Below are 25,888 nucleotides of genomic sequence, written 5' to 3'. Positions count from 1 at the left end.
CCGTACGCTACAAGAAATCCATTGACTTCCATAGTTTCACAGGAAACACTGAAGCAGTTTCTGGAGATTTTATAAGGTCGAAGTTATCCAACATTCCATCGTAGTGAGTGGAGGCGGCTTGGGAAGTTCCTAGTCTCGACGTCCTCAAATCCCCTCCTATAAATCCGCTGCGCTACCGGTGTATCTATACGTACGTATTTAGACCAGTGGGTTCTCCTCGGCACTTTCAAGGTAGTTTTTCAGCAACACATCTCCTAGATAAGCGCATGGCTCAATTGCCGCACCTTCCGACCATTCATTCCATGCATTGCATAACAATGGAATGTCTTCGGAGTACTGGCGATCACCGAGAGACCAATTAAGCATAGACGAGAATTGTTCAGCACTGGGGACATCCACTTGAGTAAAGTACTGACGATATCGTGGCGTATTGTTCCAGCCAGCGGTCAAAATATTTTGCACAGGGCAATCAATCGAACGAATGAATTGTTGGCGCTCGTTTGACTTAAAGTATGACAAAAAATCTGCAAATGAAAACTTGTTAGACCTTTTTCTCGAGAATCGGTTGATATGTTCAGAAAGCCACTCACCTCTCTCGCGTGGCATTAACTTGAGTAATCTACTGTAGATACCGATTAGAGTTACATTTTTTCGCAGTCCTTGAAAATTAAAGAACATTCTAGGCTCGAAGATATAGCAAAAATCGAAGAGTTTCGAATATTCCGCGTCAAGTGTATTTTTGGCGAAGAACCCTATCGACACATTCAACCCAGTACGTTCGAATTCTTGCCTGTAGAGGTTCACGACGGTAGCTGTATCTTTAAACCAGTCGGGTCTGTATATAACGAACATAGGCTTATTCGCCAATTTCGTATACGCCTCGGATTCCATAAATGGCTTAAGGTAAGCCACATGATCGGCAACTTGTTCTCTACTAAGTTCAGTTGGCATAGACTTGAGAATCTTAGTATCGTTGTCTACCCACCGCTTAGACCAGTCTTCATTAGCCCAAATAAAAAAATAGTTGAATCCGGCAGGCGTAGGAAATTGACGTAGATACCTCTCGACCGCATCGAGCTCCGGGCCGTCATCAAATCGGTAGTGGTATATCCCAAAACCGTCTAATCCAGCAGCCGCTGCAGTTTCGAGCCTATCTCTAATGTCATCGACCTTAGATAGATCATAAAAACCGCAAGCCGGAGCACGACGTATCCAGTTATTGAACGCGTTGGCTGCAGCAACGAGTGCCCAATCCGTAAATCCATGCCCCCAGGCAAGATCATTGACTTTGACTTGATGAAACTGTGGAAAGAAAATTGCGTATCGTTTCATTTGGCCTTCAGCATGAGCTTAATACATTTCAACAAAGCTCGCCTCAGCTTTACCGAGCAGTACGATATTAATCCAAAGTGCTCGCGCACGAGCCCAGGAAAAGCTGCTCTAAAAACAAGGTCCGGCGACTGCGTGGAAAATCCGGTGGCTGAATACCAAGCTATACACCCATTATATTTAACGACTCTCACTGTTCGATTCGTACTCAAAACAATGTTTGAATAGTGATCTGCCTGAGCCTTGTACTCCAAAGGAAATGACCCGACGATTTTCACGAATACGGTCCGTTTATAGAAGACACCCTGATGACACCAGTTTGTCCACACGAGAGATTGTCTTAGCACATAATTTCTATGAATCCGCCCACTGCCCCAGAACACGTTAGCAAGAATCACATCTGCTTCTCTTGCGCTACCTCGAACGACAGATGCGGCTGCATCCGGCAGTAAAATATCGTCCTGCCCGATGAAATAGATATATTCTCCTGCAGCTCTATCGATACCAAGATTCATGGCGCGGTAGATTCCAGGGCCTTCTTCTAAAAAGATGCGTAGATCGGGACTTGCCAAGTTAGTGAATGCTTTTATATCGCGAACGATACTGATGATTTCGTAGCTAACTTTTCCCGAGAGGGCGGCGCGAATTGAATATAGGCAACGAAGGTAGTCACTATTCACCGTCAATGCAGGTAGGATTATAGAAACTTGAGGTACTGCCGCAGATAATTTAGACACGAACAACCTTCATGAGACCAAGCTTGGTTTCGTACAATAAATAAGTAAATATCTGCCGAAACTAAATAGAAGGAATAGAATGGCTACTAACATTAGAATGTTTACCGCTAATTGAAATGCTAGAAAGTCTTGTGACAGTGAAGATAGCAGGAAAATACCGATAGCAAGTCTGATAATTGAATACTGGCCACGTATGCGCGAGAACAGGCAAATTCCAAGAGCTAGCATGCATATCCCGATAGAAAATATAATTTTTTCAACTCCACTCCCATATAAGATCATTAAAGCGGTACTGGAAGTGTTTGCGCCAACGAAACCATTACTTCGGAATGCCCACATATACAGATATTGCCCCAACGGGGGATAAGCCGGAGAAGTTCCGAGAAGCGTTGCGTAGGATCGGAAAGATTCTCTAAAGAGCGAGACACTATGCCAATTAGGAGAGCCCGAAAGATCAATCGCTAAGGCCCTTGCATCATTATTTATAAATATCCTTGAAAGCATCAGCAAGAGCATCTGAATTGGGTCTAGAGCAAGAAATTTTCCCAACACAAAAACTGACAAAGAGACGACAGCGGCCATACCTAGCAACGGTACTCGGAAAAATCTGACGTACTCTCTTAGACTTTGCAGTCTAACCAAGCTAAATATCGCGATAAACGATAAAATCCCCCCTCCTTTGGATCCTCCAAGCAACAAGAACGTTGATATTATGACCAGATAAAATATAACAAGTTTATTCCATCGTCTTTGACTATTTAGAATTGATGCAACAACAGGAACCATTGCCGCCTGTATCAAAATTGATGCATAGAGAGAGTACAGATACCACCTTGAATCTGCTAAGTAATCATTTCTCGATGTCTCTGAGAAGATTCCAAAACTCCCTGTAAGGAGCAACGGGCTGGCGAGAATAATAATCACGATAAGACCAGTTTTGAGCCATCTCATCATTAGATTGGTATCTATCGACTTACCCTCGCTAACGATCGTTAGTAATCTTGAAAATAAGCTTAGGTAACTAATAAGAATTACAAATTCTACAATGAAGGCACCAGCTATCTCTATTGATAGTTGATGCACTAAAACAACGTACGTCAGGTAGAATAAAGGCGCCAACCAAAAACCAAATGAAAACAAAATTGATCTAGCGATCGAAGAACGCTTTTGGAAGATCAATGAAGTGAGGGATAACACCGCGATAACAAGAACGATATACGGTATCCCTTGGAATATACTGTGATAGGCTATCAACATTTATTTCTACTTGGATTACTGGCGTGCTCGCTCGCATTATGCGCAAGCATTAGGGATGCTTCGACTCCGGGCCGAGCAATCATTTGGCTTCCTGACAATCATGTGGTCATTTATCAGATAACTAACTGACTATTTAGCTCATGCTGCCATCTCTAAAAGTACAATCATGGGTATTCTATGTCTTCGCACACAAGGTTTGGAACGATCTAACTCATTGATGAATTAGAATTTAAATTCTTCAATACATCTAAGACAATCTGCTCGTACCTCTCTCCGTAAGCCTTTTGCCTGGCAGAGAACTGAGCGCTAGCCGCTTCCTGCATTAGGGCTTCATGACGTTGGTCAAATTGATTCAAAGCAGCGAGGATTTGATCTGCCAAAGCGTCAGGATCATCTGGGGGAAAGAAAAAGCAACGTTGCGGGGCTTGCTCTCGATGCACCGGTATATCCGATAACACAATCTGTTTTCCAATGGATTTAGCCTCCTCGACAGTACTGCTCCATCCTTCAAATCGAGATGGGTTGATTAAAGCAATTGCATGTTGCATAAGAGCTACGAGGTGGTCGTACGGAATCTGTCCTAAAACCCTAAACGCGTCCAGCACACCGCATTCTCCGGCATATTGCATAAGAGACGAAAAGAAGGTAGGGTGGCGATAGTCTTGCGTCGATCCCGTGGCGAGAACTAACACCCGCTTGTTTTTACTCTTCAAAAGATTCAGTGCGCTAATAACGACGCGATGATTTTTATGCGCCCAAAATTGATTGGGCAGCAAGAAGTAGGGGCCTTCGAAACCATATATCTTCTGCAGTTCCTGTAAATGGATGGACTGTTGAGGTAGGACTGGACTGCCTACAAATCGCAACAACTCTGTCTTATATGTATATTCCGGAGCAAAGGACTGCAGATCAATTCCTGCGCATTCGCTACTGACAATTACCTTGTCGCAATTCACACATAACTCCATGAACTCTCGATCTCGTCGTTTACGTTCCTCAACGCTAAAGAACTCTGGGAGATAGACGTGTTGGAGATCGGGTATCCATCCTATTGTTGGAACCGGCAATCGGGAGCGCAGGCTAAAAAGGTGCGAAAGTGCAGACACATGATGGCGACGCAAGAGCCTTCGCAGCCAAAAATCGTACTTGGTGACCTTCCCAATTCCTTCACGAAGAAACCAAGCGGAACCCTTGTGATCAAGGATCCGTGTTCGTATTACTTCAACTCGTGGGAACTCGGCAAACTTTATATCCGCCTTCGTGCCAGTAAACACTACTGGCTTGATCACACTGTATGGTAGAGCATGAATTGCCGCAAACAGATTTTTCAGGTAATTCTGTCCGCCAACCCAGAGATTAGAATGGAGAACGAACCCTACTCTATAGTATCTGTCCGTGTTCATTGGAATTCCTTGTCGGCATGACATGTTTGTCTGCCTTAGATCTGGTCTAGCTTATAAGGCCGCTTGGCGCAACGCCTTAAGTTGTTCTGCCATTACCGGATCTTGTTGCATCGTTCGAAATGCGTGTCGCAGGAGAACATAAATCACCCCCAAAGCGATTCCGAAAAAGGCTCCGGCTAAAAGAAGCAGCATCCTTGGCGGTCCTGACTTTCTATCTGGAATTCTTGCTCGATCAACGATTTGCAACAACGGGGATTCCCGCGATTCGTCTAGTCGCGCAGCTTCGTATTGCTTTGCAATTAGTTCAAATAAAACTTCGTGATATTTAACTTCTCGTTGTCGGCGTACATACTCCAAGGCCAGTTGAGGTATCTTAGCCGTTGGTCGTTGTATGTCGCCCGGCTGGAATTTCTGGTTGTCGTTCTGAAGCTTTTGAAGCTGATTTTGTAACCCAGAAATCTCTGTCTGCAATCGAACTACTTCTGGATTTTGGCTTGTAGCCGCTTGCTTCAAAGAGCCGAGGGCAACCTCGCGACTAGTGATTTGAGCCCGCAATTCCGCAATTGCCTGGATCTCTGCTTGAGCCTGACCAACCGGAGAAATCAGACCGGTTTGCTCCTGTGTAATTTTCAGCTGAACTTCAGCATCTGCCAAAGCATTCTTCTCATGCTGAAGCTGCTCCTCAAAGAAGGCTCTTCTCTGCGCTGCTTCGGTTAGTGCAAGCCGACCATTTTGTTCATACAAAGCATCTAGATAACCGTTTGCAATATCAGAAGCGCGTTTGGGATCATGATCTTCCACCAATACCGTAATTAGCGTATCTTTGCCGGAAACAAATTTGCTATTGCTTCTGAGTACTCTTTCGGCATCACTAAGTCTCTTAGCTTTATAAACTTCTTGCAAGTTAAACCGCTTTACAAGCGTATCCGCAATCGTATGACTACCAAGGATCCCAATATATAAATCTCCTGGGCTCTTCAATCCTCCTAACGCTCCGATGGCTCCGAGTGAGCCCAGTTGGCTTGCTATTTGAGCCATACTGCTACCCGGTGAGTTTTGTGGTGGAAGAAAGACGGCTTCGGCAGTATAAGTGGGCTTCAAGACGAAAAACACCAAACCAGCGGTTAGCACTATTGTGACCAGCGCAAATCGCAAGATTGTTTTCTTACCCTGCAACAGTATCAGGGATAATTTTAATGGGTCGATTTTTGGGGGTTCTTCCAAGCCTGGCTGTTGCGTCTTAAAAGCTGACTCTCCGCTGGTAGGCGAGTCGAGATGGCTCAGTACTGGTTCTTGCAACATAATTTTATTTCCTAAAGACACCGCTAGCTGCAGCAATTGCTATCCCAAACGAGTTTACGATTGGGCCGTCTTCTCCTATCAAATCTAGAATTAGCGATCAACCCAATTCAGGATAGAACAAGCTGCGACGCAAAGTGCATCCCCCTGCGAACAAAAGCCTATAACTTATTGATCGCACTGCCTCTTGAGATAAATAACGCCCACGACTGAGCACGCAGCCTACGTACAATAGTGCTTATCCTGATCACGAGCACTGTTGAGCAGGGGACTGAACATGACTCTAGTTTTCAGGCCGGCCGACGATCCGTGGCAAATCGCAATCCCATGATTATCTTGGCCCAAATCGATTAGGTTAGTACTTGAGTGGAATCCTAAACCATTTACGTATGCATCGATAGAAATACTAATTCGACTCATAATCTCCCGGCATACGTTATCCAGAAGATCCTGCAACCGATGCCCGTAACCTCCCCTTAGAACAGAATCTTCGCTCCCAATTGAAGCTGCCGTGGGCTATTGCCTTGTGTTGTTGCCAATCCTGCGGAAGCGTTGCCGATCGTCGTTCCCGGATTCCCCGGCAGTACGACGTTCAGGAGGTTGAAGGACTCGGCGCGCAGCTCGAGGTTCACGTTCTCCCAGATCGGCGTTTCCTTGACCAGTGAAAAGTCGAGGTTATTCGAAACAGGGAGACGGTAAGCCATTTTGCTCATATTGCCAAACGAAGCGACAGGCACCGAGAACGCGGAGGGGTTGATCATGCAGAACCCGCCCGGACCACGCTTGCCAACTGGAGTTGCGCCGCAGGTTCCCGTGCGTGGATCGCCCACAACGTTCGGCCGCGAGTAGCCGCTAACCGAGCCGTTGTTGCCCGAGATGAACGCCGGATCACCGTTGACATTCAGGTTGTAAGGCTGCCCAGAGCGAGTCTGGAAGAGATAGTTTGTCTTCCAGCCGCCGAGTACATACGAGGCAATGCCGGTCTGCAACCATTTCTGCCCGCGGCCAAACGGAAGTGCGTATACCGTGCTCCACGAAAAGAAGTGGCGTATGTCGTACGACGAAGTGCCATAGGCATTCCGCGGGTCAAAGTAGTTCTGCACCACAGAGCCTCCGCCGGTACCGTTCTCCGCTTCGAACCATCCACTGCTGTTGTCGAGCGACTTCGACCAGGTATACGAAACGATCGTGTTCAGCGAGTTAGCAAACCGCTTCTGGAAGCTTGCCAGCAGCGCATGATAATTGGCATAGCCCGTGTCGGTGGAGTAGTGCCATGTCGGAGCCATCCAGGGGATGTACTTCGTTGCGTCGACCTGAGATGCGGTCGTTGTTGCCGAATTCGACGCATTGCGCCCCGTGTTCGCAAAGCCCGTATAGTTCAGGCGAGTGCTCTTCGATCCTGCATAACCCAACGAGAACAGTGTCGTTGGAGCAAGCTGCTGCTGCACCTGCAGGTTCCACTCAACGGCGCGTTGATCTTTATAGTTGGGCTTCGAAGTATAGGCTCCGGCGACAAGCCAGGGGCTTGCAGCGACGACTGGATTCGGGAAGTTGCCTTCGAGACTCGTAATCAACGTCACAGGATTCTGTGGGCTGCCAGGCCAGTTTCCGCTCGTCTGGATATTGGTCTGCTGATTCGAAATGCCTGTTGTCCACGGCCACGTCGGGCCTTCGATATTGTTCTGAACCCACTGGCTGCGCGCCGTGATGGTGTCATAGAACATGCCTACGCCACCGTTGATGACGGTCTTTTCACCCCATGCATAAGCGAAGCCGAATCGCGGCCCGATATTGTCGTTGATCGACGGCCCGGAGAGCGGGTCCCCGTTGCCGAACTTGATATTGCTGTTGTACGGCACAGATGCGATCCCACCCGGAATGCATGGATTCACAAAAGTCGTCGTGCAGGCAGGAACCGACTTGGCAGAGATGGTATAGGTCTGGTTGGGGAAGTCGAGCTGGTTCGCCAATCGGTTGTCCAGCATCTGGATCCTGGGCAGATACTCATACCGAATGCCGAAGTTCAATGTCAGGTTCGGTGTGGCCTTCCAGCTGTCCTGCACATAGCCCGACCAGAGCTGCATGTTGAAGAACACTTCGGCATTGATCGGCGTCTGCGCGGTAAAGGTTGCTGGCGCCGCAAGAAGAGCGGACACAAGCGAGTTACCCGTCGCTTTTTTGGTCACCGGATCCTGACGGTTGACGTTGCTTGTGACAGCATCGCTAAAGGTAAATTGCTGGTAGAGATTGCGCTGCAACCGATTCTGGTAGAGATAATCGATGCCGCCCTTGAAGGTATGACGGCCGTGGATCCACGAGACGCTGCCGCCTCCATTCGCAACAGGATTGCCGCGCTGCGAATCTCCGGAGCTTCCAGCGTTTGCAGTCGAATACGGCGAACCCAGATTGATATACATGCCGCCATACTGCGTCACATTCTGAAAACCAGCACTCGCAGCACCCTGAGCTCCCGCCGCTGAAACGGTGGAGTTGAACGTGTATGGCTTCAACATGGCGCCACCGCGTACATCCAGCAGAAGATTCTGGGTGAACACATGCGTAAAGCCTCCGCCGAAGTTATACGCGTGATAGTTGGAGATGTTCGATTCGATCGTTCCGGCTACAGGCTGCGAGTCATAAACCCACATCTGGCTGATACGGCCGAAGCCGAAGTTCTTGTCGCTCAGGTGAAAGTCGATACGCGCCTGATAGGAATTATTGTTATCGATCTGGGCCCGGTTCTCCACGAAGTTATAACCGGCCGACAACGTCGTCGGAGAGTTCGCTGCCTGGTAGTACGTCTGGATGTACTTCAGCATCGTTGGGTTCAGCATGGACGCGGGAAGCTTGGCGCACGGAACGCCTGCGGGCTGAATATTGTTGGAAGCGGCTAACGGATTTCCCGCTGTGTCGCACTGAAACTGCTGCACCGTACAGTTGCCTCCGGCGCATACCGTCGAATATGGGTTGTAGAACTTCTGCGTGTAGAAGCTGTTCGTGAAGTCCCCGCCAAGCTCCTGCGCAGACGGAACCAGCGTCGTCGAAAGCGTCGGCTTCGTGTAACGCCAGCCTTCGTAGGCTCCCTGGAAGAAGACACGGTCCTTGAAGATAGGGCCGCCCAGCGACGCACCAAACTGGTTCTGCGTATAGTGCCCTGGCGCAGCAGGCGTTGTCGTCGGAGTCCCCGGTGCACAGCGCCCTGTCGAGCAGAAGTCGGTATAGCTGTTGCGCGCGTCGAACAGGTTGTTGCGCACAAACTCCCACACCGAGCCGTGGAACTTATTCGTTCCCGACCGCGACAGCATGTTAACGATGCCGCCCGTCACGACACCATATTCGGCGCTGTCAATGTGCGACTGCACCTTAAACTCGCTCATCGCATCGATGATCGGCAGAAATCCGTAGATTGCTCCGCGCAGGTCGGTGTTGACGATACCGTCCATCAGATACAGCGTTTCGCGGTTCTGCTGCCCGAAGAACGAAACCTTATAGAACTGCGTTCCCGGAATCGCACTGATGCCGGCGTCCGTCGTACTGATGCCCGATCCCTGCGCCGTCGATACCGGTGTCACGCCCGGCGACAGCACCAGCAGCGACGTAAAGTTTCTTCCATTCAGCGGGAGCTGCTGAATCTCCTTGGCCTGAATCACGTTGCCCAGCTCTGAGTTACTCTTCTGCAGCATGATGCCAACCTGATCGGCCGTTACTTCGACCGTCTCCGTCGTAGCGCCAACCACCATCGTCTCGTTCTCGGTCAGCGTCTGGTTAACCGTGAGAGTAAACGTGGGCACCGTCAACGTTTTGAATCCCTGCCGCTCGAACTTCAATACATACGGACCGGGGTCGATATTCAGAAAAACGAAGGAACCGCTGCCGTTCGTCGTAGCCCGGCTGACAACATTCGTGTCCTGGTTCGTCAACGTGACGGCGACACCCTCAATCACGCGCGTCTCCGGATCGCTGACCGTTCCGTTAATAACGCCGGTCGTACGCTGAGCCAGCAGCGTACTCGTCGTAAGAGCGACAACAACGACGAAGGAAAGAAACCAAGAGATCATTCTGTGGTATCGCATTACGCCTCCCTGAATGGAAGACCCTGCACAGCGCGTCGCGAAGTCCATCGCAATCTCGAAGGCCAAACTCTTTTGAGCCACGCAGTTGTCGCAGAAATCTTTCAGCTCGGCAAATTATGTAACCGGATACATCACTGTCAAGTATGAAAGCGGCTTTTCATCACGTGAAACATAGAAAATCACGTATCGCCCTAACAACAGCTAGGACAAATGCCTCGCACGCACGGAGGCCCACAAACCCGCCCGGGCGAGCTTCCGTTCCTGCAGCGTTCGCTAAACCTATCTCTGTAACTAGATCGCGCTCAGTTGTATTCCAGCTCATGCGGCGCCGGATACGTCAGCGTCTTATCCTTCTTCTCGTACCACATAAAAATCTTCTTCCCGCCATTCACCCGCACCGCGACAATGATGCCTGTCCCGAACGTCCCCGTACCGTCTGTCTTCGAGATGTCGACATGATGTGACGTGATCGGCCCCACCGGGCTCTCCGTCGTCCAGTCTTCGGTGAAGCGCTTCAGCGTGTAGTCATACTTCTCCGGATGCTTCTGCCAGTCCGGATCGTTCATCCAGATCGCATACGCCGCGCTGTAATCCTTCTGCTCCAGCGCCGTGAAAAATCGGTCGACGGTATGCTCCGCTCCCAGGTTGGTGAAGAACCACCCATGCCCCAGCAGAAACCCCAGCACGCCCACCACGGCAGCCAGCAACACCACACCAATGCCTCCGAAGATCAGGCCCGTCCTTCGTCTCTCGCTTCCCGCGTCATACTTCGGAGCATTCAGCAGCGTCATCGTCTCTCCACCTCAATCCTTTCCTCGCTATATTAGACGCTTCCCCGCTATCAAAACGTTCCCGCGCGCCTCCAATACACTCGTATCGAAACCTTCTTGCGATATCCTTGGCCCATGGACTCCTCGCCGCACACCGCACGGCCAGGCTCTTCACTACCAATCTCCTCTTCCCGGCCTGGCCTCGTGCGCCGCGCATGGATCGGCCTCCAGGCCCGCGCCCTGCGCCGCCTCGCCACGCTCGCACGCCGTCGCCGACATGCGCCCGCACATCTCGTCACCGGCATCGACGGCGAACGCGAAGCCATTTTCTTTCTCCGCTTGCACGGCTACACCATCGTCGCCCGCCGCTGGCGCAACCCCAAGCTCCGCGGCGATCTCGACCTCATCGCCTGGGAAGGCCCCACGCTCTGTTTCATTGAAATCAAGACACGCTCCCGCCATGACGCCATCCCAGCTGAAGCCGCCATTGACGCCGACAAACAGCAGACCCTCCGCAAGCTCGCCCGCTCCTATATTCGCCGTCTCCCGCCCGCTGCACGCGGTGTCCCTGCACGCTTCGACGTCCTCTCCATATACCTCGATGGCGCTCCCAAGCAACCCGAAACCCGCATCTCTGAATCAGTACAAGAAAGACACCCGCAACCATCTCCCCACTCCGACCCCAGCATCATTCTTAACAAAGGAGCCTTCGGATGGGCCTGACCTATACACAACCAACCGACCCGGAACGTCTCGATCCCACCGCACTCAGCGAACACCTCGCCACGACTCTCCGCAACGCCGTCCCTTGGCTCGTCACCCTCTCTAACGCCGATTCCAGCCTCCCCGAGCGCGAGGGCAAGTGGTCCGCCAAAGAAACCATCGGCCACCTCACCGATTCCGCCATCAATAACCTCTCCCGCATCATTCGCATGCAGATCGGCCCCGAACGCATGCCCGGCTACGCGCAGGAGGCCTGGGTCGAAATCCAGCACTATAGACAGCGCGAGTGGGCCGAAGTCCTCGCCCTCTGGTTCGCCCTCAACGAACACATCGTCTGGACCGTCCGCCACATCCCGCAACGCGCCCTCTCCAACCAGGCCTCCGTCGCCGGCTCCGTCCTCACCCTCGGCTTCCTCATCGAGGACTACATCGCCCACATGCAACACCATCTCCTCGCCCTCAAAACCTGGATCACCCCCGGCGAAGCCTGACATTCCAAGTGAAGCCGGATCGGCCAGAAGAGTGTCATTCCGAGCGAGCGCAGCGAGTCGAGGAACCCCCGCATTTTGCCTGTAGCTGTACTCCTGCTCCAGGATGGAGCATAAAACCTCCCGCATCCGACCTGACAAAAAAAGGTGGCAACATACCTGACTCACCCACTTAAAGTTTGATGCGTAGCAGCCTCGGACCGGCTCCGCCCAAACACACTCAGTCACGCGCCACTGCACGCAATCGGATCGAGGTTCCGAGTAGCCACGCGAAAAGCATAGTCACAGCCAGCCGATTCGCGAGACCGTAGGGCGCGCCCTTGTGAAGCGTAAGGAACTGGAGAACGACAGAGAGTACAACCAGTCCGGCTAGTACCAAGGCGGTGCGTCGATAAGGGCGCCAACGTGGTTGACTCCCGAAACTCGCGGACAGAAGTACGATTGCAAGGACGGTGCTCCCGATGTTCACAAGGAAGCTCATGTCATGAATCTCACCCGCGCGGGTCTGTGGCAGCTGGACGTCGGTCGGGAAGATCGCTGAAACCACCAGGCCGACCGACGCGACTCCCAACAGCAACGCGCCGATACGAGCTGCGATCACAACGGGGCCGCTGCGAAGCAGTCCAAGCAGCAACATCAGGCATCCGCAACTCATAGCCAGGAAGCAAGTCGTCATGACCCAGCCATAGCGGCCGACTGCATAGTCGCTGATCATGTGATGGGCCGGAGCATAATCAGGCCGAAGTATATGCAAAAGGAGCAGCGCGAGGACGGCGTACGTGAAGCACGCAATTGATGTGGTCGCGAAGAAGACAGACGTACTCTCAACTTTGTGCGTTCTCATGGTCGGCTCTCGGTGCGTCAAGTATAGTCTTGCCCAAAAAAGACCCGGCTCAAAGCCGGGCCCTCAACAAATCGAATGGGTTTGCAGAATACTTACCTGCCCGAACCCTTCCCCGCTCCCGTGTAGCTCACGCGCCAGATCGAGTTCGTGCCATCGTCCGTCACCATCAGTGAACCATCCTGTGCCGTCGTCACGCCTACCGGACGTCCCCACACCTGCCCGCTCGGCAGCACGAAGCCCGTCAGGAAGTCCTGGTACTCACCCGACGCATGCCCCGTCCCATGCAGCGGCACGCGAATCACCTCGTACCCCACACGTGCAGACCGGTTCCACGAGCCATGCTCCGCGGCAAAAATGTCGCCGTCATACTCCGACGGAAACTGCTTGCCGTTATAGAACGTGATCTCCAGCGACGCGTTATGCGGGTTCAGCAGCACATCCGGCACAATCGCCTTGTCCTTCAGCTCCGGATGCTTCCCCGCATGACGCGGGTCCTGGTGCGGCCCCATATACCACCACGGCCAACCGTAGAAACCGCCTGGCTTCACGCTCGTAATGTAGTCGGGAACAAGGTTGTCGCCCAACGCGTCGCGCTCATTCACCGAGCACCACAGCTCGCCCGTCTTCGGGTTGACTTCTTCCCCCACGCAGTTGCGAATGCCGTAGGCATACACCTTCATGTTCTTGCCCTCGGGCGTGAACTCCAGCACGTCGGCGCGGTTCTTCTCCGCAGGCGTCGTGTCCGGGTCATCCACATTCGAGCCCGAGCCCACCGACACCCACATCTTCTTGCCGTCCAGCGAGAAACGCACATCGCGCGTCGTATGCCCGCGCCCTCCGGGAATATCGGCGATGTGCTCCGGTGCACCCGCAGCCTTCAGGTCGCCGTTCTTGTACGCAAAGCGCACCACCGAATCCAGGTTGCCGATGTACACCCACTTCGGGTTCGCCCCCTGCGGATAGAACGCGATGCCGAAAGGACGATTCAGCCCTGTCGCAAATACGCTTTCCTCCTTCGGCTTGCCGTCTGCGGTAATGCCGCGGAAGACATGAATCTGTCCCTTCGCCGTCTCCGCCACAAACAAATCGCCGTTCGGAGCGGTGCGGATCAGACGCGGATTCTCAAGCCCTGTCTTGTAAAGCTCCACTTTGAAACCTTCGGGAGCCACGGGCCACGCACCCTCTGGCCGGTCCACCAGCTTCGGCGGATTGCCCGCCGACTCCGTCGCAAACGGCTGCGGCAGATCGGCCACCGTAATCTTGCGCGTCAGGCCCGGCTTCTCATAACGAAAATCCGTAAACGGAGCCACCGGAGCCGGAGCCTCGAACGGCACATCGCTCACCGCGCTCTTGCCGTTTGAAGAAGAAGCAGCAGCTCCCCCTCCACTGCCCAACGACTTCAGATACGCCACCACCTGCCAGCGCTGCTCGTCGGTCAGTACACCGGCCCACGAAGGCATGCCGTTCATCAGGTCGCCCTTCGTGATGTACCAGAAGACCTCGCCCGGCTTGGCCGTCTGCGTCGGCCCGGTCGCCAGTGCCGGAATATTTCCCTGCCCTTTGGCCGTCGCGCCATGACAGGCCGCGCAACGCTGCGCATAGGTAGCCTTGCCCGCATCCACATCCGCAGGAGAAACCTTCGGCGGTTCCTTGGCGTCAGCATCGGCCGGAGCATTATGGAAGCTCTGGGCCGACAGGGAGCCAACCGCCGCAAAAACGGCGATGGCCAGTACTGAGACAGATGTCCTCGATTTCAAGTGTCCCTCTCTTTGCTAAGTTAAAGCCGTTTGCGAAACAGAATGGAGCTGAAGTCCTACCAATTTGTTCGGGAAACATCCCCGGAAGATTTCACCAGCCACTTTATCAGCTAGAAGCCACCGTCGGCATAAGCCAAGGGTCCTACAAATTTTTCCGAAAGCTGGATATAGGACGTAAAAGCACGCCTCCAGGCTGCATCTGGCGCACTTTGCCAATCTACTCCCGTTCCAGCTCGCGAATATCCCTCAGGCACACCCACAGAGGCCATGCGCCAAACACGCCAAAACTGCAATCGATCAGCCGCCAGTAGAACGGAATCTCCCGCACAGGCCCTGCAATCAGAGCCAGTAGCAGAACCCCGCCGCAGGCGATCAACCCATGGCCCAAGGAACAGCACCGCCAGCACCAGATGCGCAAACGCCAGCCAGTCTGTTCCATATGCCAGAAACGGATACTCCCGATTCGTAGCCGCCAGCGCGCCGTACACTCGCTCCAGCCATGCCACCAGCCCCGGCAACGGCACCCAGCCCACATGCCGGACAATCCAGCTAAGCTCCGTCTCCAACGGAAAAGCCGTCACTCCACTCACCAACAAAGCAACAATCACCACACTCAGCCAGATACGAATCCGCCGAATCACCCTCGCTCTGTCTTTACCATCCACGTGTCTACAACCTCACTCGCTAAACAACCTTGAACTCACGCAGATTGGGAGGCCAAAGTAGGACAAAGTCATCATTATTGAGTTCGCGGTAGGCAGCCCTTACCTGCTGCTGAAGGCCTTGCTGCAGAATGATTGTTTCGGCAGCATTGAAGGTCTCTTTCGGATAAGCAGTCAACACGAAGATGTTGAACTCGTCACAACCAAAGTCATGACCGTCGACCTCGGCATCAAGAGGCAGCTTATCGACGAGCAGTTTTTCGAGAGCCACTAAATCATCGAAGTCTTCCTTGCTTGAAGCACAGAACTGTAAAACAAGTTGGTATCTCATGGCCAGTTCCAAGTACATCGGAAGCTATGACTACCCCCTCCAATAAGTTCGATCGGACGATTAACTCCCACCTGACCATACCACCCAATCTTTCTTTCCTGCTCCTTCAATCGCCGACCATCTATCCACCCTTGCCTCCAGCCTTCAACCCTGCGATACTTAATCGTGCACACCACGCACAAACTTCCAATCCATTTCAAGAGGTCGCGGAAATGTCTGCAAAGTACATCTTCGTAACGGGCGGTGTTGTGTCTTCGTTAGGAAAAGGGCTCGCGGCGGCCTCGATCGGCTGCCTGCTTGAGGCCCGCGGACTCCGCGTCAACCTGATGAAGTTCGACCCCTACCTCAACGTCGATCCCGGCACCATGTCGCCCTTCCAGCACGGCGAAGTCTTCGTCACCGACGACGGCGCCGAAACCGATCTCGACCTCGGCCACTACGAGCGCTTCACCCACGCCAAGCTCTCCCGCGACAACAACCTCACCACCGGCCGCATCTACGAGCAGATCATCACCAAGGAACGCCGCGGCGACTACCTCGGCAAAACTGTTCAGGTCATCCCCCACGTCACCAACGAAATCAAGAACGCCATGCGCAAGGTCGCGCAGGACACCGACGTCACCATCGTCGAGATAGGCGGCACAGTCGGCGACATCGAATCGCTCCCCTTCCTCGAAGCCATCCGCCAGATGCGCCAGGACCTCGGCCGTGAAAACACCGTCTTCGTCCACGTCACGCTCATCCCCTGGATCGCCGCCGCGCAGGAGCTCAAGACCAAGCCAACGCAGCACTCCGTTAAGGAGATGCTCTCCATCGGTATCCAGCCCGACATCCTCCTCTGCCGCACCGACCGCGCCGTTCCGCGCGAGATGCGGCAGAAGATCGCCGCCTTCTGCAACGTCGAAGAGGCCGCCGTCATCGCCGCCCGAGACGTCCCCAGCATCTACGAGGTCCCGCTGAACTTCGCGCAGGAGGGCGTCGACGCGCTCGCGCTCAAGTACCTCCACATCAACGCGCCTGCACCCGACCTCTCCAAATGGCAGGACATCGTCTACCGCGCCCACAATCCGCAGGACGAAGTCTCCATCGCCATCGTCGGCAAGTATGTCGAGTACGAAGACTCCTACAAGTCGCTCAAGGAAGCCCTCGTCCACGGCGCGCTCGCCCACAACCTCAAGCTCCGCGTCACCTGGATCGAAGCCGAGGGCCTCGAGACCCGCGACGAAGAAGGCCGGCCCACGCTTGAGTTCGCCCACCAGCTCACCGGATTCGATGGCATCCTCGTCCCCGGCGGCTTCGGCAAGCGCGGCATCGAAGGCATGCTCAACGCCATCCGCTTCGCCCGCGAAACCGGAACGCCCTATTTCGGGATTTGTCTGGGAATGCAGACCGCCTGCATCGAGTACGCCCGCAACGTCGCCGGCCTCAAGGACGCCAACTCCGGCGAGTTCGACCCTGCCACGCCGCACCGCATCATCTACAAGCTCCGCGAGCTGACCGGCGTCGAAGAAATGGGCGGCACCATGCGCCTCGGCGCGTGGCCCTGCGTCCTCGAACCCGGCTCACTCGCCGCCAAGGCCTACGGAACCACCGAAATCTCCGAACGTCACCGCCACCGCTACGAGTTCAACCGCGAGTACGAGGCCATCCTCACCGGAGCCGGCCTGCGCCTCACCGGCACCACCCCCGACGCCACCTACGTCGAGATCGTCGAGATCCCCGGCCACCCCTTCTTCCTCGGCTGCCAGTTCCACCCCGAATTCAAATCCAAACCGCTCGAGCCACACCCGCTCTTCCGCGACTTCGTCGCCGCCAGCTACCGCAACCGCGGCACCCGCGCCACCGCCTCCTCCGAATCGCAAGCGCACGTTCCGGCTCACAACGCATAAGCTCTCCAAACCCTCCACAAAAGACGCCGCAGGCTCGCTTCTATAGCAGCGGCGTCTTTTCTGTCTTAAAACAGTCATCGACCTTTCAGTTTCGAATATTTACGAAATATCTTGTTTTAAGTTGAAAACGATCTAAAACAATCGCTATAGTGTCTTCCATTCAGTAAATCCCCATCCAGTGAGGCATTCATGACTCTCGGCAGCAATCCTTGGTCGCGTCGCAGGTTCGTACAGTTGGGAGCCGCCAGCGCTCTCGCCGCCGGCATCAACCCTGCCCTTGAGGCCGCAGCCGCACCCACCGGCAACGCCACCATGATCAACGTCGCCTTTGCCAAGCGGAACCCCCGTATCGCCATGATCGGTGTCGGAGGCCGCGGCACCTCGCTACTGAAGAACCTCCTCGCCGCCGACGCACAGATCGTCGCCGTCTGCGACCTCGTCAAAGAAAAGGCCGAGAACGCCGCCAACCTCGTCGAAAAGGATGGCCAAAAGCGCCCCGATCTCTACACCTCCGGCCCGCATGATTTCGAGAACATGCTCAAGCGCAACGACATCGACTTCGCCATCACCGCCACACCCTGGGACTGGCATGCTCCTGTCGCTCTCTTCGCCATGACCCACGGCAAAGACGTCGCCATCGAGGTTCCCGGCGTCGTCACTCTCGAAGACTGCTGGAACATCGTCAACACCTCCGAAAAGACGCGCAAGCACTGCATCATGCTTGAGAACTGTTGCTACGGCTACAACGAAACCCTCGTCCTGCGCATGACCAACCAGGGCCGCTTCGGCGATCTGATGTACGGCGAGGGAGCCTACCGCCACGACCTCCGCAGCGAACTCTTCTCCGACAAGGGCGAAGGCCTCTGGCGCCGCGACGAACACACCAAGCGCAACGGCAATCTCTATGCCACTCACGGACTCGGCCCCGTCGCCAACTATATGAGCATCAACCGCGGCGACCGCTTCGGCTACATCGTCTCCATGAGCACGCCCGAGCGTGGCCTCGACGCCTATCGCAAGGCCCACCTTCAGCCCAACGACCCGCGCATGGCCGAAAAGTACGTCTGCGGCGACATGAACACCTCGCTCATCAAAACCGCTAACGGACTCACCATCACGGTCAAGCATTGTGTCTCGCTGCCCAACCCCTACAGCCGCGTCAACATGATTGCCGGTACCAACGGTATCTTCGAGGACTACCCACCGCGCATCTACTTCGACGGCGACAAGAACGAGGCCTACACCTCACTCGACCAGTACAAGGAGCAATACATCCACCCCCTCTGGGCGAAGATGGGCGAGGTTGCCAAAAAGTCCGGCGGCCACGGCGGCATGGACTTCCTCATGCTCTACCGCCTCCTCCAATGCGTCCGCGAAGGACTCCCACCCGACATGGACGTCTACGACGCCGCTGCCTGGGCCTCCGTCGGCCCGCTCAGTGTCTCCTCCATCGCCAAAGGCTCTGCCCCCTTCGATTTCCCCGACTTCACCCGCGGAGCCTGGAAGACACGCACCGCCTCCGCCATCGCCACCATGTCATAGGCTGTATCGACTAATGATCGGAATCAGTGATTTGCGGCTCGTTTCAATTTGTCAACTATTTCAATGAAGAAGCGGCACAGCCGAGGAACCTGCGTTTTTGCACGATCCTGATGGAAACCGCCTTGCTCGTACAGCCAAACCGCAGGTCGATACTCTCTGGAAGCTATGCAAAAACGTGAAGAACGCATTGTCTTCCGTAAACCCGCATCTCGATTTCTGAGATGCGGGGCCATTTGTTCGCAACCCCGTTATAGAAAATCGACCAGAGCATCCATCGTCTCCTTTGGACGCTCTTCCATCAGCCAATGCCCAGTGTCCTTCAGTTCGATCACCTTCACCTCGGTCGCGACCAGCTTCATCTGCGGATTTAGGATCGCCGCGCTCGCCTTCTCGCCCGCAATGGAGAGAACCGGCATGGTCAGCTTCGTCTGCGCCATCTGGGCAAATTGCTTCGCCGTCTCTGGCCAGCTGGCGAAGTAAGCCCAGCCTGCGCGCATCCGACCGTTGCGCGCATACGCCGCGACATATGCCTCCCGGTCGGCGACAGGAAGTGAGTGCGTCTTGTCCGCTGCCAGGTCGTTCCAGAAGTAGGCAAAATAAACCTTCTCACGCCCTTCTACAAGAGCCTCCGGCGTCGGGCCATGGAACCGGAAATGCCAGAAGTCCGGGCTGTCATAGGCAAGCTCCCATCCGGCGACTCCCGGAAGAAACGCGTCCATCACCACCAGCTTCTCAACCTCCGACGGAAACTGCGCCGCATACGCATAGGCGACCATCAGGCCGATATCGTGCCCCACCACCCGCGCCTTCCCGATCCCCAGAGACTTTGCCAGCGCATGGATGCGGATCGCAGCCGTCTTCATATCAAGACCATCCTTCGGAATCTCTGAATCACCGATCCCCGGCAGGTCGGGAGCAATCACCGTAAACCGCTCCGCAAGTCGCGGTATTAGCGGTCGCCACATGCGGGAAGTCTGCGTATAGCCATGCAGCAGGATCACCGCAGGCCCCTTGCCCGCCACCAGATAGTGCAGCTTTACGCCGTCCACCTCGGCTGAGCGCGAGTCGATTGCGACCTGCGCCGTCGCACGCGGCAGGATCGAGAAGAATACGGCGGAGAGAACAAAGACAATTCCAGCTCGAAGAGCAGATTTCATTACCGTTGCCTCCTGAACATCATGCTTGGCGATTTCGGGCGATCCCGGTTATAGTCAAAATTGATTCCAGACTATACGGTCTGGAATAACCACTGTCAAGCCCGCGATCGTAAACTGGATGCTTCAGATATGGCCCGATCGAAGGAATTTGACCCGGAACGCGCCTTAGCCAAGGCCATGCATGTCTTTTGGCGAAACGGCTATGAGAAGACCTCGATCGAGCTGTTGATGGAAGAGATGGACATTGCCAAGCAGAGTCTATACGACACCTTCGGCGACAAACGCCAGTTGTACCTGAAGGCGTTGGCCTACTACCGCGATCAGACCAACGGCGCGATGGAGCACATGCTCCAGGCCGCTCCATCCATCAAAGAGGGATTCGCGAAGCTGCTCTACGGCCTCGCAGGCGAAACCCGGGAGCAGCACGAGCGGGGATGTCTCCTGCTTAGCGCCAACCTGCAGCGCGATCCGGGAGACGAGGAAGTCGCCGCATTCCTGCGCGATAACCAGGCCAGAGTCGAAGCCATCTTCGTTCAGGCGCTCCGGCGAGCGAAGAAACAGGGAGAGCTCTCCCGCCCAGCCAACCCCGCAGCCCTCGCCCGCTTCTTCGTGGTCACAATCCAGGGCATGAGAGCCATGGCCCGGCTCGACTCCGACAAAAAGGCCCTCGAACAGGTCGCACGCGTCGCCCTCGGCGCGTTTCAGTGAATGGCCTCTCACAGCGAGTCGAAGTATCGGCGGTTCTCCATCGTCGAACTAACCGTTTTCCACCCGCGCCTTGATATCCACGAACGCCGCATCGATGAGCCTTCCCAGCGCTGCGGCGTTCGTCGTTTCTCCCGCCCGCAGCTTTACATGACGCATAAACTTGCCAGTACCCTGCAACATGCGGGCCGGATCCGGCAGCGCAGCACCATGAAAGAATCCGACGTTGACGTGCGCCGTAAACACATTCACATAGCCAAAGGGAGCATCGCCCAGGCATGCCACCGGACAGCCGTCATGCAAAGCCTCCCGAACCTCGTCCCCACAGCGACGCATCACCGCAAACCATTCTTCCGCAATCGATCCCAGGGCACCTGCATGCGCACGCATCCACGCATCGATAGCAGGATCCCGTTCGACAGTTCCGTTGAATCGCAGTAGCTCCGTTTTCATCGCCGCCACAGAATACTGAAGTCAATACCGTTACGAAACATCCAACGAAAGTACCCCGCATGGGAAGACGACAGCCGGCGCCTCCTCAAGTACCATTCCAATCAGCTATGACGACGCAATATAACGAACGCCGCTCCGGAGGCTTCTTCGTCTTCCTGCTCGCCCTTGTCCTCGGCGCCGCCGCAATGGCCGTCTTTCTCCGCCATGCCACCAACGGCTTCATGGAGCGCGTCGCCGACCGCATCATTGGCCGTACCACCACGTTCGATACCTCGGTTCCCGCCGTCGTCCAGCGCATCCAGCGGCTCAGCCGGCTCGAAACCGTCGTCTACTCGCTCGACACCATCGTCGAAGGCTCCAGGTCCAGCGCCGTGCTCCCCGATCTCCTCGCTGGCGACCGCATCCTGCTCGTCGTCCACGGCCAATCCATCGCCGGCATCGACCTCGCCAAGCTCAAGCCCGAAGACGTCAAGATCACCACCGATAACAACGGTGTCCGCACCATCCACGTCAACCTGCCGCCCTCTGAGCTCTTCTCCACCACGCTCGACAACCAGCACACACGCGTCTACGCCCGCTCCACCGGCATCCTCGTCCCCGTCGACCAGAACCTGGAATCCGAAACCCGCGCCAAGGCCGAGCAACAGCTGCAAAAAAACGCGCTCTCCGACGGCATCCTCGACGCCGCCACCCGCAACGCCCGTGCCTCCATTGCCACCCTCCTCTACGGACTGGGCTTCCAGAAGGTAGACGTCCTCTAAGTCCCAATAGATACGTATCGAAAACCGCTCAATGCGTCATTCCGAGCAAAGCGACGAAGTCGCGCAGCCGGGTGCCGGGGTGTCCATCCAGTCAGATGCCCATGCAGAATGCCTCTGAAGAACCAATCAATTCCCATTCCGGACCTCATTTACATGGGAGTCACCTTAGATACCCCGATGGTGCTATCTGCCAGTCGGGCCTGTACTGCGCTATCATCCTTAGCATGAAGTCCGCTGCTACAGATTCTGCAACACCCGTTTCAAACGTCCTTCCCTTCCCGGAGCACGAAGAAGAGTCGACGCTGATCAAGACCGTAGGCTGGATCTCGGCCGGTCTGGGCGCAGTTGCGCTTGGACTGTTCCTTGGCCGCGAGCTGCGTCAGCGTTACAAGTTCAATCGCCGCACACCGTACGACTTCTACTCGCACTCCGGAGATGACAAACAACAGGACGTTGATTTTGGCCTTGGGATTTAAGCCGCGCACGACCGGCAGCGTCGCGGTACAAGACCGATAGCTGTGTGTCATAGCCGAATTGTGTTTTTTGGAAATGCCTTGGCCGTGTCCTCCTGCGGCGATCTTTCACCTCAGACCATCCTGAGAACAGACAGACTTCTTCGGCAGCCGTCCTGAATCATTGCGGTTCCGAACTACGGCCCAGGTGATCCCGTTGAGCAGTACGCCGACCAGCAGGTACAGACACGCATTCTCTCGCCGGACACCGCTCTTCGCCGCCTGCCTCGCCGCGTTTCTCTTCCTAACCCGCTTCACCGCCGCACAACAGTTCACCTTCGCGCACTACGGGCAGGACGAGGGCCTGCGCAATCTCGACGTCTTCAGCGTCGTCGAAGACAACTCCGGCCTGCTCTGGCTCGCCACGGAAAACGGCCTCTTCCGCTACGACGGCTCCGGCTTCCAACGCTTCGGCCCCGAAGACGGCCTCGGCGAGCCGCTCGTCCTCGGCCTGTACAAAGACCCTGCTGGCCGCATCTGGGTCAACACCAACGACCATTTCTACTATGTCGAAAACTCGCGCCTCATCGACGTCCCCTTCAGCGACCAGCCCGCACAACTCGGCCCCGGACAACGCATCGCATCGCTCGACGCAGACCATCTCTTGTTCCTCGCCCGCGGCTCGCTCCGCCTGATCGAACACTCAGGCACGCACTGGACCTCGCGTGCCTTCGTCGACACGGCACAGCTCGCCGCCCATCCCGACCTCGCGCATCTGCACAACGTCTTCGTCGCTCCCGATCGCAGCCTCTGGCTTGGCTGCGGAGACGCCATCTGCCACCTCAGCGACGCCGCCAACCCCGCACACGCTCATGTCGAAATCTTCGCCGAGCCGCAAGGCATAGCCGCCGGGCTCTGGCTGCGCTTCTTCGCCGATTCACACGGCAACCTCTGGGCGCGCAGTCTCGACCACACCGCCATCCTCCCTGCACACAGCAATACCTTCCACCTGCGCGATCTCCCCGGCGACCTCGCCGCTTACCACCGCTCCGGCATTCTCACCTTCGCCGAAGACCCCGCAGGCCGCATCCTCACGCAGGCCGGTAACGGCATCGCCCGCTGGGAGGGCTCCGCCTGGCGCATCCTCGATCACGACAACGGACTCGCCTTCAAAGACGTCAGCACCATCCTCTTCGACCGCCACGGCAGCCCCTGGTTCTCTACGCGCGGGCACGGCGTCTTCCGCTGGCTCGGCTACGACCAGGTCGAAAACTGGACCACCGCGCAGGGCCTGCATGACGACATCGCCTGGCTCATCTTCCGCGATCATCAGGGACGCCTCTGGGTCGACGACCAGCTCCAGGCCTCGCGCCTCGACGACGCCACGCACCGTCTCGTCACGCCGCCCGTCTTCGAGCGCACGCCCGTGCTGCACGGCAGCGGCATGCAGCAATCCACCGACGGCGCGCTCTGGGCCTTCCTCATCACCGGCGAAGTGCAGCGCTACGATCCCTCCATCGACCGCGTCACCTTCCGTGGCAAAGTCTCCGGCCTCCTCCGCACCTTCACCGACTCCGCTGGACGCATCTGGATCGCCGGCAACGATGGCCTCTACGTCATCCGTACCCCCAATGCCCCCGCAATCGAAAAGATCAGCGACCCGCTCGTCTCCAGCGATGGCTTCGCCGACATTGCTGAGAGCCCCAACCACGACCTCTGGTTCCTCTCCGACCAGCATCTCTACCGCCTGTCGCACACCGACAACCGCTACACCGAAATCGCGCTCGACCACACCGCCACACGTGGCCAGATGCGCAACCTCGCCATCGCACCCGACAGCACGCTCTGGATCGGCGGAGGCATCCCGGCTCTGCTGCACCTGCGCATCGAAGGCAACAACGCCAAAACGCTCGACTCCGTCACCGCGCCCGACATCGTCTCCGGTGATGTGCAGATCGTGCGTTTCGACCAGCGTGGCTGGCTCTGGATCGGCACCGACCTCGGCATCAACGTCTTCGACGGCAAACAGTGGAGACTCCTCACCCAGCGCGACGGCCTCGTCTCCAACGACACCAACGAAGGCGCCTTCTTCGCCGACCGCGACGGCTCCGTCTGGATCGGCGCCAACGGCGGCGCCATGCACATCCTGCACCCCGAACAGATCTTCGACACCTCGCCGCTCGATCTGCGCATCACCTCCGCCAGCCTCGGTGGCTCCCAGCTTGCACTCACCTCCAACACGCTCGCGCGCTGGCACGACGCTCCGCTCGATCTCCGCTTTACCTCGCTCAACTTCCACCGCAACGGAGCGCTTCGCTTCCGCTATCGCCTCACCGGCCTCGAATCCTCCTGGAACGAGACCACCCTGCACGCGCTGCACTACGCCGCGCTTCCTCCCGGCGACTATCGCTTCGAGCTCCAGGCCGTCGACCTCGACCGTCAGCTACGATCCGCCATTACCTCCTTCAGCTTCACCGTCAGCCCGCCCTGGTGGCGGACCCCGCCCTTCTACTTCGTGCTCGCTGTACTCACGTTTATCGCTTCCATCCTCGTCTGGCACCTGCGCGAGCGCAGACTCATTCAGCGTCAGCGCATCCTCCGCCAGCTCGTCGCCCAACGCACCCGCGAGCTCGAAGCCGAAAAAGCCGAGCTGCTCACCGCCCGCGAAGCTCTTCGCCAGCAGGCCACGCGCGACGCCCTCACCGGCCTCTGGAACCGTCCCGCCATCATCGACATCCTCATCCGCGAGATGGACAGCGCTCACCGCTCCGGCGCATCGCTCGCCATCGTGCTCGCCGACGTCGACCACTTCAAGCAGATCAACGACACCTACGGCCACCTCACCGGCGATGCCATCCTCCGCGACGCCGCCGAGCGCATGGAAGAAAACATCCGTCCCTCCGACTACCTCGGCCGCTACGGTGGTGAAGAATTCCTTCTTGTCCTGCCCGGCCTGCCCTACGAAGATCCGCACACCCGCCTGAACCAGTTGCAGCAGGCCATCGCCGGCAAACCCTTCACCTGCGAAGGCCGCTCGATTCAGGTAACCTCCAGCTTCGGCGTCGCCTGGCTCGAACCCACCATCGCCACCATCGAAGACCTCATCCGCCGCGCCGACGAAGCCCTCTACCAGGCCAAAGCGCAGGGCCGCGACTGCATCGTCTTCTACAACGAGCCCTGTGAAGAACCCCAGGATCAGTACAAGGCATAGCTCCCCTCACTCCATCTACGAAATTCTTCGTTGACATCTACGATT

21 protein-coding genes are annotated in these 25,888 nt (G+C 56.0%); 8 read left to right on the top strand and 13 right to left on the bottom strand.

What is annotated here, in order from left to right:
- Positions 1 to 198 precede the first annotated feature (198 nt).
- From KFE13_RS11960 to KFE13_RS11930, 7 genes are all read right to left on the bottom strand, one after another.
- On the bottom strand, positions 199 to 1,332 hold the full coding sequence (locus KFE13_RS11960) for a glycoside hydrolase family 99-like domain-containing protein (protein ID WP_260703352.1): 1,134 nt from the start codon (positions 1,330 to 1,332) through the stop codon (positions 199 to 201).
- Positions 1,329 to 2,066, bottom strand: a complete 738-nt coding sequence (locus KFE13_RS11955) for a glycosyltransferase (protein ID WP_260703351.1) — start codon at positions 2,064 to 2,066, stop codon at positions 1,329 to 1,331. The genes KFE13_RS11960 and KFE13_RS11955 overlap by 4 nt, the downstream gene beginning before the upstream one ends.
- 9 nt (positions 2,067 to 2,075) lie before the next feature.
- Entirely contained in the window at positions 2,076 to 3,323 is a 1,248-nt protein-coding gene (locus KFE13_RS11950) for a hypothetical protein (RefSeq protein ID WP_260703350.1), read from the bottom strand.
- A gap of 206 nt (positions 3,324 to 3,529) precedes the next feature.
- Complete coding sequence (locus KFE13_RS11945; protein ID WP_260703349.1) at positions 3,530 to 4,726, bottom strand: glycosyltransferase family 4 protein; 1,197 nt, start codon at positions 4,724 to 4,726, stop codon at positions 3,530 to 3,532.
- A 51-nt stretch (positions 4,727 to 4,777) separates the two neighbouring features.
- Positions 4,778 to 6,028: a GumC family protein gene (locus tag KFE13_RS11940; RefSeq protein WP_260703348.1), complete on the bottom strand. Its 1,251-nt coding sequence runs from the start codon at positions 6,026 to 6,028 to the stop codon at positions 4,778 to 4,780.
- Positions 6,029 to 6,501: 473 nt separating this feature from the next.
- A complete protein-coding gene (locus KFE13_RS11935; RefSeq protein WP_260703347.1) occupies positions 6,502 to 10,098 on the bottom strand; it encodes a TonB-dependent receptor in 3,597 nt (1,198 codons plus the stop codon).
- A 302-nt stretch (positions 10,099 to 10,400) separates the two neighbouring features.
- Positions 10,401 to 10,889, bottom strand: a complete 489-nt coding sequence (locus KFE13_RS11930; protein WP_260703346.1) for a hypothetical protein — start codon at positions 10,887 to 10,889, stop codon at positions 10,401 to 10,403.
- Between the two features lie 114 nt (positions 10,890 to 11,003).
- On the opposite strand from KFE13_RS11930, the gene KFE13_RS11925 reads away from it, so the two are divergent.
- Both KFE13_RS11925 and KFE13_RS11920 read left to right on the top strand, forming a co-directional pair.
- Positions 11,004 to 11,591: a YraN family protein gene (locus KFE13_RS11925; RefSeq protein WP_260703345.1), complete on the top strand. Its 588-nt coding sequence runs from the start codon at positions 11,004 to 11,006 to the stop codon at positions 11,589 to 11,591.
- Complete coding sequence (locus tag KFE13_RS11920) at positions 11,582 to 12,082, top strand: DinB family protein (RefSeq protein WP_260703344.1); 501 nt, start codon at positions 11,582 to 11,584, stop codon at positions 12,080 to 12,082. The genes KFE13_RS11925 and KFE13_RS11920 overlap by 10 nt, the downstream gene beginning before the upstream one ends.
- Positions 12,083 to 12,299: 217 nt before the next feature.
- Here the strand turns inward: KFE13_RS11920 and KFE13_RS11915 are convergent, their stop codons facing one another.
- From KFE13_RS11915 to KFE13_RS11895, 4 genes are all read right to left on the bottom strand, one after another.
- Positions 12,300 to 12,923, bottom strand: coding sequence for a DUF998 domain-containing protein (locus KFE13_RS11915; protein WP_260703343.1), 624 nt, complete (start codon positions 12,921 to 12,923; stop codon positions 12,300 to 12,302).
- A gap of 92 nt (positions 12,924 to 13,015) precedes the next feature.
- Positions 13,016 to 14,680 (bottom strand): c-type cytochrome, encoded by a 1,665-nt coding sequence (locus KFE13_RS11910; RefSeq protein ID WP_313900641.1) that lies wholly within the window; start codon positions 14,678 to 14,680, stop codon positions 13,016 to 13,018.
- 110 nt (positions 14,681 to 14,790) lie between these two features.
- Positions 14,791 to 15,321 (bottom strand): hypothetical protein, encoded by a 531-nt coding sequence (locus KFE13_RS11900; RefSeq protein WP_260703342.1) that lies wholly within the window; start codon positions 15,319 to 15,321, stop codon positions 14,791 to 14,793.
- A 43-nt stretch (positions 15,322 to 15,364) separates the two neighbouring features.
- The gene (locus tag KFE13_RS11895) at positions 15,365 to 15,673 is read right to left on the bottom strand and encodes an ABC transporter (RefSeq protein WP_260703341.1); all 309 of its coding nucleotides are present in this window, start codon (positions 15,671 to 15,673) and stop codon (positions 15,365 to 15,367) included.
- A 212-nt stretch (positions 15,674 to 15,885) separates the two neighbouring features.
- On the opposite strand from KFE13_RS11895, the gene KFE13_RS11890 reads away from it, so the two are divergent.
- Both KFE13_RS11890 and KFE13_RS11885 read left to right on the top strand, forming a co-directional pair.
- Positions 15,886 to 17,562: a CTP synthase gene (locus KFE13_RS11890; RefSeq protein ID WP_260706947.1), complete on the top strand. Its 1,677-nt coding sequence runs from the start codon at positions 15,886 to 15,888 to the stop codon at positions 17,560 to 17,562.
- Between the two features lie 189 nt (positions 17,563 to 17,751).
- The gene (locus KFE13_RS11885; protein ID WP_260703340.1) at positions 17,752 to 19,104 is read left to right on the top strand and encodes a Gfo/Idh/MocA family protein; all 1,353 of its coding nucleotides are present in this window, start codon (positions 17,752 to 17,754) and stop codon (positions 19,102 to 19,104) included.
- 248 nt (positions 19,105 to 19,352) lie between these two features.
- Here the strand turns inward: KFE13_RS11885 and KFE13_RS11880 are convergent, their stop codons facing one another.
- Positions 19,353 to 20,261, bottom strand: coding sequence for an alpha/beta fold hydrolase (locus tag KFE13_RS11880; protein WP_260703339.1), 909 nt, complete (start codon positions 20,259 to 20,261; stop codon positions 19,353 to 19,355).
- Between the two features lie 129 nt (positions 20,262 to 20,390).
- On the opposite strand from KFE13_RS11880, the gene KFE13_RS11875 reads away from it, so the two are divergent.
- Complete coding sequence (locus tag KFE13_RS11875; protein WP_260703338.1) at positions 20,391 to 20,969, top strand: TetR/AcrR family transcriptional regulator; 579 nt, start codon at positions 20,391 to 20,393, stop codon at positions 20,967 to 20,969.
- 48 nt (positions 20,970 to 21,017) lie between these two features.
- On the opposite strand, the gene KFE13_RS11870 is transcribed toward KFE13_RS11875, so the two are convergent.
- A complete protein-coding gene (locus KFE13_RS11870; RefSeq protein WP_260703337.1) occupies positions 21,018 to 21,419 on the bottom strand; it encodes a DUF1801 domain-containing protein in 402 nt (133 codons plus the stop codon).
- Between the two features lie 107 nt (positions 21,420 to 21,526).
- Here KFE13_RS11870 and KFE13_RS11865 point away from each other — a divergent pair, with 107 nt between their 5' ends.
- The 3 genes from KFE13_RS11865 (at position 21,527) to KFE13_RS11855 (ending at position 25,843) form a co-directional block, all read left to right on the top strand.
- Positions 21,527 to 22,180, top strand: coding sequence for a DUF4230 domain-containing protein (locus tag KFE13_RS11865; RefSeq protein ID WP_260703336.1), 654 nt, complete (start codon positions 21,527 to 21,529; stop codon positions 22,178 to 22,180).
- Positions 22,181 to 22,404: 224 nt separating this feature from the next.
- Positions 22,405 to 22,656, top strand: coding sequence for a hypothetical protein (locus tag KFE13_RS11860; RefSeq protein ID WP_260703335.1), 252 nt, complete (start codon positions 22,405 to 22,407; stop codon positions 22,654 to 22,656).
- Between the two features lie 193 nt (positions 22,657 to 22,849).
- Positions 22,850 to 25,843: a ligand-binding sensor domain-containing diguanylate cyclase gene (locus KFE13_RS11855; protein ID WP_260703334.1), complete on the top strand. Its 2,994-nt coding sequence runs from the start codon at positions 22,850 to 22,852 to the stop codon at positions 25,841 to 25,843.
- Positions 25,844 to 25,888 lie beyond the last annotated feature (45 nt).

Origin of the sequence: Edaphobacter flagellatus, from assembly GCF_025264665.1 — a bacterium.
Classification (GTDB): Bacteria; Acidobacteriota; Terriglobia; order Terriglobales; family Acidobacteriaceae; genus Edaphobacter; species Edaphobacter flagellatus.
This window is presented reverse-complemented; position numbering and strand designations above follow the sequence as displayed.

Excerpts from the sequence above, each read along its gene's own strand:
- KFE13_RS11960 (WP_260703352.1), bottom strand. The coding sequence starts at position 1,332 with ATGAAACGATACGCAATTTTCTTTCCACAGTTTCATCAAGTCAAAGTC.
- KFE13_RS11950 (WP_260703350.1), bottom strand. The coding sequence starts at position 3,323 with ATGTTGATAGCCTATCACAGTATATTCCAAGGGATACCGTATATCGTT.
- KFE13_RS11945 (WP_260703349.1), bottom strand. The coding sequence starts at position 4,726 with ATGAACACGGACAGATACTATAGAGTAGGGTTCGTTCTCCATTCTAAT.
- KFE13_RS11940 (WP_260703348.1), bottom strand. The coding sequence starts at position 6,028 with ATGTTGCAAGAACCAGTACTGAGCCATCTCGACTCGCCTACCAGCGGA.
- KFE13_RS11935 (WP_260703347.1), bottom strand. The coding sequence starts at position 10,098 with ATGCGATACCACAGAATGATCTCTTGGTTTCTTTCCTTCGTCGTTGTT.
- KFE13_RS11930 (WP_260703346.1), bottom strand. The coding sequence starts at position 10,889 with ATGACGCTGCTGAATGCTCCGAAGTATGACGCGGGAAGCGAGAGACGA.
- KFE13_RS11925 (WP_260703345.1), top strand. The coding sequence starts at position 11,004 with ATGGACTCCTCGCCGCACACCGCACGGCCAGGCTCTTCACTACCAATC.
- KFE13_RS11920 (WP_260703344.1), top strand. The coding sequence starts at position 11,582 with ATGGGCCTGACCTATACACAACCAACCGACCCGGAACGTCTCGATCCC.
- KFE13_RS11915 (WP_260703343.1), bottom strand. The coding sequence starts at position 12,923 with ATGAGAACGCACAAAGTTGAGAGTACGTCTGTCTTCTTCGCGACCACA.
- KFE13_RS11895 (WP_260703341.1), bottom strand. The coding sequence starts at position 15,673 with ATGAGATACCAACTTGTTTTACAGTTCTGTGCTTCAAGCAAGGAAGAC.
- KFE13_RS11890 (WP_260706947.1), top strand. The coding sequence starts at position 15,886 with ATGTCTGCAAAGTACATCTTCGTAACGGGCGGTGTTGTGTCTTCGTTA.
- KFE13_RS11885 (WP_260703340.1), top strand. The coding sequence starts at position 17,752 with ATGACTCTCGGCAGCAATCCTTGGTCGCGTCGCAGGTTCGTACAGTTG.
- KFE13_RS11880 (WP_260703339.1), bottom strand. The coding sequence starts at position 20,261 with ATGAAATCTGCTCTTCGAGCTGGAATTGTCTTTGTTCTCTCCGCCGTA.
- KFE13_RS11875 (WP_260703338.1), top strand. The coding sequence starts at position 20,391 with ATGGCCCGATCGAAGGAATTTGACCCGGAACGCGCCTTAGCCAAGGCC.
- KFE13_RS11870 (WP_260703337.1), bottom strand. The coding sequence starts at position 21,419 with ATGAAAACGGAGCTACTGCGATTCAACGGAACTGTCGAACGGGATCCT.
- KFE13_RS11865 (WP_260703336.1), top strand. The coding sequence starts at position 21,527 with ATGACGACGCAATATAACGAACGCCGCTCCGGAGGCTTCTTCGTCTTC.
- KFE13_RS11860 (WP_260703335.1), top strand. The coding sequence starts at position 22,405 with ATGAAGTCCGCTGCTACAGATTCTGCAACACCCGTTTCAAACGTCCTT.